10 protein-coding genes are annotated in these 9,858 nt (G+C 63.0%); 2 read left to right on the forward strand and 8 right to left on the reverse strand.

All coding sequences use genetic code 11. The features are described 5' to 3' along the window. Nucleotides 1–1,424 (forward strand): toprim domain-containing protein (locus ACXJ7R_RS16395; protein ID WP_457152751.1); only part of this gene is annotated, 1,424 nt, incomplete at its 5' end. Between the two features lie 240 nt (nucleotides 1,425–1,664). Continuing rightward, a complete protein-coding gene (locus ACXJ7R_RS16400; RefSeq protein WP_457152752.1) occupies nucleotides 1,665–2,576 on the forward strand; it encodes a hypothetical protein in 912 nt (303 codons plus the stop codon). A 94-nt stretch (nucleotides 2,577–2,670) separates the two neighbouring features. Here ACXJ7R_RS16400 and ACXJ7R_RS16405 read toward each other — a convergent pair whose 3' ends face one another. The 8 genes from ACXJ7R_RS16405 to ACXJ7R_RS16440 all read right to left on the reverse strand — a co-directional run. Beyond that, the gene (locus ACXJ7R_RS16405; protein ID WP_457152753.1) at nucleotides 2,671–4,149 is read right to left on the reverse strand and encodes a hypothetical protein; all 1,479 of its coding nucleotides are present in this window, start codon (nucleotides 4,147–4,149) and stop codon (nucleotides 2,671–2,673) included. Between the two features lie 135 nt (nucleotides 4,150–4,284). After that, nucleotides 4,285–5,682 (reverse strand): NAD(P)(+) transhydrogenase (Re/Si-specific) subunit beta, encoded by a 1,398-nt coding sequence (locus tag ACXJ7R_RS16410; RefSeq protein WP_457152754.1) that lies wholly within the window; start codon nucleotides 5,680–5,682, stop codon nucleotides 4,285–4,287. A 6-nt stretch (nucleotides 5,683–5,688) separates the two neighbouring features. Beyond that, entirely contained in the window at nucleotides 5,689–6,114 is a 426-nt protein-coding gene (locus tag ACXJ7R_RS16415; protein WP_091581083.1) for a proton-translocating transhydrogenase family protein, read from the reverse strand. Then, complete coding sequence (locus ACXJ7R_RS16420; protein WP_457152755.1) at nucleotides 6,114–7,394, reverse strand: Re/Si-specific NAD(P)(+) transhydrogenase subunit alpha; 1,281 nt, start codon at nucleotides 7,392–7,394, stop codon at nucleotides 6,114–6,116. Before ACXJ7R_RS16420 ends, ACXJ7R_RS16415 begins: the two co-directional genes overlap by 1 nt. A gap of 85 nt (nucleotides 7,395–7,479) precedes the next feature. Next, on the reverse strand, nucleotides 7,480–7,704 hold the full coding sequence (locus ACXJ7R_RS16425) for an aa3-type cytochrome c oxidase subunit IV (RefSeq protein ID WP_095082965.1): 225 nt from the start codon (nucleotides 7,702–7,704) through the stop codon (nucleotides 7,480–7,482). Between the two features lie 178 nt (nucleotides 7,705–7,882). Beyond that, nucleotides 7,883–8,032 carry a DUF3096 domain-containing protein gene (locus tag ACXJ7R_RS16430; RefSeq protein WP_019862764.1) on the reverse strand — a complete coding sequence of 50 codons (150 nt, stop codon included), beginning with the start codon at nucleotides 8,030–8,032 and terminating at the stop codon, nucleotides 7,883–7,885. Nucleotides 8,033–8,148: 116 nt separating this feature from the next. Continuing rightward, nucleotides 8,149–8,838 carry an N-acyl amino acid synthase FeeM domain-containing protein gene (locus ACXJ7R_RS16435; RefSeq protein WP_457152756.1) on the reverse strand — a complete coding sequence of 230 codons (690 nt, stop codon included), beginning with the start codon at nucleotides 8,836–8,838 and terminating at the stop codon, nucleotides 8,149–8,151. 266 nt (nucleotides 8,839–9,104) lie between these two features. Next, nucleotides 9,105–9,858: putative bifunctional diguanylate cyclase/phosphodiesterase (locus tag ACXJ7R_RS16440; RefSeq protein WP_457152757.1), on the reverse strand; the 754-nt coding region annotated here is incomplete at its 5' end.

Here is a 9,858-nt window from a genome sequence, read left to right on the forward strand (position 1 = left end):
ATCCAAAGTTCTCCTCGCAGACCAAGGACAAGCTGGTCTCTTCAGAGGTCCGTCCGGTGGTCGAAGGGCTGGTCAACGAAGCGCTCGGCACCTGGCTGGAAGAACACCCGAGCGAGGGCAAGGTGGTCATCGAGAAAGTGATCCAGGCCGCGGCTGCGCGCGAAGCCGCGCGCAAGGCGCGCGACATCACCCGCAAGAGCTCGCTCGGCGTCACCTCGCTGCCCGGCAAGCTGGCCGACTGCCAGGAACGCGACCCGGCGAAATCCGAAATCTTCATCGTCGAGGGCGATTCCGCCGGCGGCTCGGCCAAGGGCGGCCGTTCGCGCCAGAACCAGGCGATCCTGCCGCTGCGCGGCAAGATCCTCAATGTCGAACGGGCTCGCTTCGACCGCATGCTCGGCTCCGACATGATCGGCACGCTGATCACAGCGCTCGGCACCTCGATCGGCAAGGACGAGTTCAACGCCGACAAGCTGCGCTACCACAAGATCATCCTGATGACCGACGCCGACGTCGACGGCGCCCACATCCGCACCTTGCTGCTCACCTTCTTCTTCCGGCAGATGCCGGAACTGATCGAGCGCGGCCATCTCTACATCGCCCAGCCGCCGCTCTACAAAGTGACGCGCGGCAAGAGCTCGCAATACATCAAGGACGAGAGCGCCTTCGAGGAGTTCCTGATCGGTTCGGGGCTGGAGGAAGCATCGCTCTCGCTGGGCTCGGGCGAAGTTCGCACCGGACAGGATCTGCGCAGCGCCATCGACGATGCGCTGGCGGTGCGGCAGCTGATCAACGGGCTGCACACACGCTACAACAGAGGCGTGGTCGAACAGGCGGCGATCGCCGGCGGGCTCAACCCCGACGTCTTCACAGATCTCGGCCGCGCCGATGCCATGGCGGAGCGGATTGCAAAACGCCTCGACATCATCGCCGAGGATACCGAGCGCGGCTGGACCGGCCGCATGTCGACTTCGAACGAAGGCGTCGGCGGCTATGTGTTCGAGCGTACGGTGCGCAGCGTCAAGGAATACGCGCATCTCGACCTGGCGCTGATCAATTCGGCCGATGCCCGTCAGCTCGACCGCTACGCACAGCGCCTCAGCGAGGTCTACGGGACGCCGCCGGTGCTGCGCCGCAAGGATGTCGCCGAAACCATCTCGGGGCCGCTGGCGCTGCTCAACGCCGTCTTTGCGACCGGCCGCAAGGGGCTGACCATGCAGCGCTACAAGGGTCTCGGCGAGATGAACGCCGAGCAGCTCTGGGAAACCACGCTCGACCCGAACGTGCGCTCGCTGCTGCAGGTCAAGGTCAATGACGCCACCGACGCGGACAGTCTGTTCTCGCGGCTGATGGGCGACGAGGTCGAGCCCCGGCGCGAATTCATCCAAGACAACGCGCTGTCGGTCGCCAACCTGGATATTTGATCTCCCTGGATATTGATCTCCGGCCTTGGCGCGCTGCGGCGCGCCAATTTGTTCCATCCGAGGTAAACAAAATCATTTCATAACCCGCCGGAACGGAAGTTCCCGAGGGACATTGTGACAGTATCGATCACAATTTCTCACAGGAGGCCTTCATGGGACGCGGTATCTTGCTCTGGCTACTTGGAATCCCGATTCCAATCATCATTCTGATCATGCTTTTCGTACGGTAGGGGGRAATTCATGCAGTCCACCCTATCGGCTGTCGACGTTTCCGCTTCCACTGAATCCTCCACTCCTGCCGTCAGCTGGGGACCGATCATCGCCGGTGCCTTCGCGGCCTCGACGTTGACCTTGATCCTGATGCTGCTCGGCTCAGGGCTAGGTCTCACCATGGTGTCACCCTGGTCGGGCTCAGGCGCGTCGGTCACCACCTTCGCGGTGTCCACCGCGATCTGGCTGATCGTCGTGCAATGGCTGTCCTCCGGTGTCGGCGGCTACCTTGCAGGGCGCCTGCGCACCAAATGGGTCGGCATCCATACCGACGAGGTCTATTTCCGCGACACCGCCCACGGCTTCCTCGCCTGGGCGTTGGCCACCTTGCTCGTCGTCGGGGTGCTTGGCTCGGCCCTCTCCGCTGCGCTGGGGTCAGGCGTGCAGGCGGTCTCGACCGTCGCTTCGAGTGCCGCCATGGGCGCGTCGGCGGGTGCTTCCGCCGGCGGTGTTTCGACCGACAATGCGACATCGTATCTGGTGGATTCGCTGTTCCGCCCGGCCGATGCAAGCAAGCTTGCGGCGACCAATACAGAGAGCGATGCCGCTGCGGTCGGGCAAGCCTCGCGCATCCTGATCACCGGCGCTGCGGCAGGCGAGATTTCGGCCGACGACAAGACCTATCTGACGCAACTGGTCGCTGCCCGCACCGGCCTTTCGGAGGCAGATGCCAAGGCGCGGGTCGACGCGATCCTTGCCAAGGCTCAGGACGCCAAGGTCAAGGCGCAGCAGGCTGCCGACACCGCCAGGAAGGGGAGCGCGACCTTTGCGCTGCTTGGTGCGCTGTCGCTGGCCATCGGTGCCTTCATCGCAAGTGCTGCGGCGGCCCTCGGCGGCAGGCAGCGCGACGACGAGGAGGCGGTGTTTCTGACCGGCCGCTGATTCTGGGGCCGAAGCAAAATCAATCCACTCCGGGCCAAGCCCGGAGTGGATTTCTGTTTGAATTGCCATGCAGCGCGGTGGGACCTCTCTGTTCTTATCGTTTGGCAGTCGCCGGCGCTTGGCTTGGCTCCAGCTTACGGCCAAGATCCACAGCGTCGCGCAGCACGGCAAGATGCGTGCGCGGCACAACGCCGGCCGACGCGGCGACCTCGACGCCGGTTGCCGCCAGCGACCAATAGAGCGTGTGCGTGAAGATGCGGCCGAGGGAGCCGCGCAGCTCGACCTGGACGTTCTCCACGCCGGGGCCGAAATTCTCGGTCATCGGCCCGGAAATCGGGTCGCCGGTCAGCCAGCCATTGCCCCTGTCGAAGATGTTGGTCCATCGCGTTGCGGCAAACACCGCGCCATGATGCACCGCCCGTTCCGGTTTGCCTGACGGACTGCGCCCTTCCTGATAGAGGATAGTGCCTCCGGCTGCGGTCCCTTCGGCGATTGGCGGACAGGCTGAGAGCAGGCGCTCTGCGATGCCGCGCTGGAACTCGGTGAGGTCATACGTCACCAGAAACTCGCTGTGGGTCAGCGGACTGCCGAGCGTGACGAAATCGCTGATCTTCCATGGCAGCGGATGGTCGGCATCTTTCGCGCGCAGCTGTCGGTAGAGCTCCCACTGATCACGCCGCAAACCGGCGAGGTCGTCCAGCCTATCGGGCCACGCGGAACCGTCGGAACTGAGCGTCGCCTTGTCGATGGCGCGGATCGCTTTGAGTTTCGCCTTGTCGCGGATGGCCTCCAGTTTTCGGGGCCTGAAATCGGCCCACAATATCTGCAAGAGATCATAGGCGATCATCGATCCCAGACTGTGCGAGACGAGCACGATCCGGTCGTAGGTATCGTCCAACATCAGGCGCTTCAGCAGCCTGAGGCCACGCTCGCGGATCAGCGCGCGCTTCTCGACTGTCGCCGCTTCCGCGCGCACATAGGCGGCGACATCGCCGAAATAGGGAAGGCCGAACCGGTCGACCGACCAGATGACGAATGAGGCCAGGATCGTGACGAGCACGCCGGCGGCCCACGACATGTAGCCTTGCCAAACCGACGTCGCCAGCGCCAGCGTCGCGCACAGGACGACGATGACGGCAAAAAGGGTGACGAGATACAGCTTGCGGGCGTCGGCCGGTATGTCGGCGGGCTTGCGCCACAGCAGGTTCGTCACCCAGGCGGCAAGCCGGCCCCGTGTCGTGCCTTGCGTGATGTCGGCCCAGTAAAGCTCGTAGAAATCGGTGCGCCGGCCATCGACATCGTAAGGCGTCGTAATGCGGCGAAGTTCGTACGAATTTGTCCGGCTGTCGGGTGTGATCCAGCTCTGGTTGATCTTCGCGCCAGCGGGGTCGACCGGATCGGCGACATGGGCATAAAACGGCGCACGGGCGGGGTCATGGCTCCAGACCGCCTGAACAAAGCCCCGCAGCGTATCCATGGGCCGCTGTTCGCCCATGCCATGCACGATCACCACCGCCTGGCTGAGCTTGCGCGGCGCTTTTGGGGTGGCCTGCGATGCGATGGGGTCGGGCACCAACGTCTCCGTTGACGACAATCCCGTCGACGGGACGGGCATTCGTCATCGTAGCCCCGAAACCGCCGTCAAGCCAAGAAAAAGCCCGGCGCGAGGCCGGGCGTTTCTTGGCGCATCTCAGTGCTGATCCCCTGATCAGTGATCCATGGCCTTGACGATCTCCTCGGTCATCTTCTTGGCGTCGCCGAGCAGCATCATGGTGCCGTCCTTGTAGAACAGCGTGTTGTCGATGCCGGCATAGCCGGAGCCGAGCGAGCGCTTGACGAACAGGCAGGTGCGGGCCTTGTCGACGTCGAGGATCGGCATGCCGTAGATCGGCGACGACTTGTCGTCGCGGGCCGAAGGGTTGGTGACGTCGTTGGCACCGATGACGTAGGCGACGTCGGCCTGCGCGAATTCGGAGTTGATGTCCTCGAGTTCGAACACCTCGTCGTAGGGCACGTTGGCCTCGGCCAAGAGCACGTTCATGTGGCCAGGCATGCGGCCGGCGACAGGATGAATGGCGTACTTGACGTCGACGCCATTGGCCTTGAGCTTGTCGGCCATTTCGCGCAGCGCATGCTGCGCCTGGGCCACCGCCATGCCGTAGCCGGGCACGATGATGACCTTCTGCGCGTTCATCATCAGATAGGCCGCATCGTCGGCCGAACCCTGCTTGACCGTACGCTCGATGCCGTCATCCGCCGCTGCCGCCGTCTCGCCGCCGAAGCCGCCGAGGATGACCGAGATGAACGAGCGGTTCATGCCCTTGCACATGATGTAGGACAGGATCGCGCCGGACGAGCCGACCAGCGCGCCGGTGATGATCAGCGCCAGGTTGCCGAGCGTGAAGCCAAGGGCGGCCGCTGCCCAGCCGGAATAGGAGTTGAGCATCGAGACGACGACCGGCATGTCGGCGCCGCCGATCGGAATGATCAGCAGGATACCCAGCACCAGCGATGCGGCGACGATCAGCCAGAACACCAGCTTCGATTCTGTCGTGACCAGAAGCACGATCAGCACGATCAGCGCGATGCCGAGTGCGGCGTTGATGAAGTGGCGGCCGCCGATCATGATCGGCTTGCCCGACATGCGGCCGTCGAGCTTCAAGAAAGCGATGACCGAGCCGGTGAAGGTGATGGCGCCGATGGCAACACCAAGGCTCATCTCGATCAGGGCCTGGGCGTGGATGTCGCCATTGGTGCCGATGCCGAAGCTTTCCGGTGCATAGATGGCTGCGGCGGCCACCATGACGGCGGCAAGGCCGACCAGCGAGTGGAAGGCCGCGACCAACTGCGGCATCGAGGTCATGGCGATGCGGCGCGCGGTGATGGCGCCGACGCCGCCGCCGATGGCAAGGCCAAGCACGATCAAACCGAAACGGCCGGCCGACGGAGTTGCCAGCGCCAGCGTGGTGGCGATGGCGATGCCCATGCCGATCATGCCGTAGAGGTTGCCCTGGCGGCTGGTGGTCGGATGCGACAGGCCACGCAGCGCCATGATGAACAGGACGCCGGAGACCAGATAGAGGAAGGACGCGAAGTTGGCGTTCATGGCGCTCTACTTGTCCTTCTTCTTGTACATGGCCAGCATGCGCTGGGTGACGAGGAAGCCGCCGAAGATGTTGACCGACACCAGCATAAGCGCGACGAAGCCGAAGCCGGCGGCAATGCCGGAGGCGGCGATGCCGACGGCAAGCAAGGCGCCGACGACGATGACCGAGGAAATGGCGTTGGTAACGGCCATCAGCGGCGTGTGCAAAGCCGGGGTCACCGACCAGACGACGTAGTAGCCGACGAAGATCGCCAGCACGAAGATGGCGAAGCGGAAGACAAAGGGATCGATGGCACCACCCGACAGGGCGTGCGCGGCATCACCCGCAGCTTCAGCGCCGCCGGGCGCCGTCGCCATGTTCTGTACCGCCAGCCGAACGGCGGCGGAGGCCTGGTCGAGCTGGTCGAGGGCTTTCTGCAGGGTCTGATCCATCACGCAATGCCTTTCGACTTCGACGAGGGCGACTTGGGTGCGGCCGGTTTCTTGGGCGCGGCCTTCTTTGCAGCCGGCTTGGCCGAAGCATCGGCGACCATGGTGGTGGCCGGGATCGCGGCCGGCTCGACATGAGGCTGCTGGTCGGCCTTGGCGAAGGCCGGATGGACCACCTTGCCGCCATCGGTGAGCATCGTTGCCTTGACCAGGTCGTCATCGCGGTTGATCGCAAGCGTCTTCGTCGTCTTGTCGACCAGCGTCTCGAGGAAAGCGAACAGGTTCTTGGCGTAAAGCAGCGAGGCGGATGCGGCGACCCGGCCCGGCACGTTGAGATGGCCAACTATCTTGACGTTGTTGGCCGTGGTGACGACCTTGCCGGCTTCAGCGCCCTCGACATTGCCGCCGCGCTCAACCGCCAGATCGACGAGCACCGAGCCCGGCTTCATCGAGGCGACCATGGCCGCCGACACCAGCTTCGGCGCCGGCCGGCCGGGGATCAACGCCGTGGTGATGACGATGTCCTGCTTGGCGATGTGCTCGGCGGTGAGTGCCGCCTGCTTGGCCTGATATTCCTTCGACATTTCCTTGGCGTAGCCGCCTGCCGTCTCGGCCGCCTTGAATTCGTCGTCCTCGACCGCCAGGAATTTTGCGCCGAGCGAGGCGACCTGTTCCTTGGCGGCGGGACGCACGTCTGTGGCGGTGACGACCGCACCGAGGCGACGCGCGGTGGCGATCGCCTGCAGGCCGGCGACGCCGACGCCCATGATGAAGACCTTCGCCGCCGGCACCGTGCCCGCCGCCGTCATCATCATCGGCAAGGCGCGATCGTATTCCGAAGCGCCGTCGATCACCGCCTGGTAGCCGGCGAGATTGGCCTGCGAGGAAAGCACGTCCATCGACTGGGCGCGGGTGATGCGCGGCATGAACTCCATCGAAAAAGCGGTGACACCCGCTTTTGCCAGGGCCGCCACGGCGGCATCATTGCCATAGGGATCCATGATAGCGATGACAGCCGTACCGGGCTTGTAGCCCTTCAGCTCGGTATCCGTCGGCCGGCGGACCTTCAGCACCACATTGGCCTTGGCGACATCGCCGGCCTTGCCGATGGCGGCACCGGCCTTGGCGAATTCCTCGTCGGGGATGCGCGACCTCGTGCCGGCACCGGTCTCGACGACGACATCGAAGCCAAGCCCCGCCAATCTTTTCACGGTGTCGGGCGAAGCCGCTACGCGCGGCTCGTTGGCATCGAGTTCACGAGGGATGAAAACCGTCTGTCCCACCGCATGATCCTTTCGGCCGGAAGCTGTTTCCCGCAAGACGCCGACCGGCCTCGCGGCGGCGCCGTGGACAAGGTGTCGGAAAAATCTATCGGAGGATAAAGGCGCCGGCGGCCAGAATCAGAATGAACAGGATGGTCGCCGAAAAGAAGCCGCCCGCAAAGAAGCCGAAAGCCATCGCCAGGAGTATGGCGCCGCAAAAGAGCGATCCGTATTTGGCCAGCATGAGAAAGCCCGCATAGGTGCGGTCATGCTCGGCATAGTCCATCTTCGCGCCCAGTTCGACAGGACCGGTCGGCGTGTGATCAGCCATAGCAATACCCCTTCGAAGACATCTTTCAGGCACATAGCGAAAAGCCGGGCCGAGAGCAATGGCGCTATTGCCGCATCGCAGCCGACAACTGCCTCAAAGAAAAATTGAAGCCGGCTCCCCGGAGCCCGACCGCGATCGTCGCCGCGGCGCTGCGTTTCTTCGCCGGCTGACGGACCCTTCAGCCGGCAAGATGCGGGAAAAGCCCGAGCAGACCGACGACGATCAGATAGAGCGCGACAATGTAGTTCAACAGCCGAGGCATGATGAGTATCAGCACGCCGGCGATCAGCGAGATGAGCGGCGTGAGCGCGAGCTGCGAGATGTGCATGTCGGGTTCCTTCAAAGACTTCGCGGCGATGCCCGGGGCGCGGCAGCGCCCTTGACGTCATCCAGAACGCAGAAGTGGCCGGAAAGGTCCAGGCGCTTCGCGAAAATCGCGCGGTCTCAGGCGGCTTCGCGATAATATTTCGCTGTCGGCACGATGGACAAGGGTGTCAGTCGGTTGATGGCCGGATTGGCAAACATCAGCCGCTGTTCGGTCGGCGTCGACCTGAAGAATGGGAACCGTTCGAGTGTCAGGCGCATGTTTTCGCCGGCAGGGATTTCGAACAGTGCGATCGGAGTAAGAACGCCAGGAAACTCTTTGCCCTCAGTCCTCTGCACGGCATTGAAGTAACGGGCATAAAAATTGGAATGCTCGATCTTGACCGGCGTAAGGACCGAGTCCTGGCCAAAGTAGCGCGAGGCCACCATGGCAAGCCTGAGTGTCAGAAAAGGCAGCACTCCGGGCGCCGGCGCGCTATCGGGATCGGTTGCGAACCGGGTTCCGTCGATGAAGGTTTCTCCGCGGGCAAGTCGCTCGATCAGTATTTCCGGATAGGCATCGACGGAGGGCGAATACGGGTGCTCGCTGGAAATGTAATGGAAGCGGATCGTGCTGACCAATTCGCCATAGCAATAGACACCGAACCGGTAGGAATTGGGAAGATTGTCCCAGCGGTCCTCGAACATACCGCTGGCGATCGGACCGCACATGCCTGAGCGCAGGTAGGATTTATAGCGAAGTCGGTAGATCGCCTCCAGATCCTCGCCTCCTGTAATAAGGCGATAATCGACATGCTCCAGCAGTTGCATGATCGATCGGTTCAACACCGAATCCCCAGCCGTGCTGACCCCGCCAGACGCACTCCCTACAGCCCGTGCAGCATCCATTGTCTGTCCTCGAAAATCCCGCCTGCGGATAGGCTATTCGAGCTGAAATGAGACACAAGCTGAAATTCCGATATTGTTCATTTACCTTCTGTTAACGTTAACGGCCGGGCGTCCGTTTGGAAATGTCTACTGATGAATAACTCGAGTGAGGAGGAGGCTGCCAAGAGCCAACTTCGAAAAGCAGGATACTAACTGGCTGTCCGCTTGCCGGTGAGACGCAGATCAGCGACGAATGGCCAGGTGGCACTCGACATCGTCTCGATACCCGACGCACTAAGCGCGGCGCCGAAGAGGAAGCCTTGCACGAGATCCGGTTTGACCTGCAAAGCCAGGATCTTGAGCTGTTCGAAGGTCTCGACACCTTCGACGGTCACGGAAAGTCCGAGCGGCCGTGACAGATTGACAATGCCCTTGAGCAGTTCGAGCGAGCGGCTGTTCTGAGTGACGTCTATCAGGAACGAACGGTCGATCTTGATCTTGTCGAGCGGCAGCTTGTGCAGGTAGCTCAGGCTCGAATAGCCGGTGCCGAAATCGTCGAGCGCAATGCGCACGCCAAGCTGCTTCAGCTCCTCGATGTACTGGCGTGTCAGCGACTTGTCGTCGAGCAGCGCCGTTTCAGTGACCTCGATCTCCAGCCGGCCGGCGGCGAGGCCGGAGCTGGTCAACGCATCACGAACCTTCTGGACGACGTCGCGGCTGCGGAAATCCTTGGCGGAGAGATTGACCGAGACGGTCGTCTGGTCCGGCCATTTGGCGCATTCGGTGCAGGCCGCCTGCAGCACGAAGGTGCTGATCTCGGAAATGATGCCCATTTCCTCGGCCAGCGGAATGAAGATGCTGGGCGAGATCGGCCCGAGATCTGGATGATCCCACCGGCACAGCGCCTCGCAGCTGGCGATACGCATGGTGTTCATCGCCAYGATCGGCTGATAGACCACGCGC

Source organism: Mesorhizobium sp. P5_C1, from assembly GCF_054049815.1.

Bases quoted from the DNA above. Each gene is read 5' to 3' on its own strand.
- ACXJ7R_RS16400 (WP_457152752.1), top strand. From the start codon at position 1,665: ATGCAGTCCACCCTATCGGCTGTCGACGTTTCCGCTTCCACTGAATCC.
- ACXJ7R_RS16410 (WP_457152754.1), bottom strand. From the start codon at position 5,682: ATGAACGCCAACTTCGCGTCCTTCCTCTATCTGGTCTCCGGCGTCCTG.
- ACXJ7R_RS16415 (WP_091581083.1), bottom strand. From the start codon at position 6,114: ATGGATCAGACCCTGCAGAAAGCCCTCGACCAGCTCGACCAGGCCTCC.
- ACXJ7R_RS16425 (WP_095082965.1), bottom strand. From the start codon at position 7,704: ATGGCTGATCACACGCCGACCGGTCCTGTCGAACTGGGCGCGAAGATG.
- ACXJ7R_RS16430 (WP_019862764.1), bottom strand. From the start codon at position 8,032: ATGCACATCTCGCAGCTCGCGCTCACGCCGCTCATCTCGCTGATCGCC.
- ACXJ7R_RS16435 (WP_457152756.1), bottom strand. From the start codon at position 8,838: ATGCAACTGCTGGAGCATGTCGATTATCGCCTTATTACAGGAGGCGAG.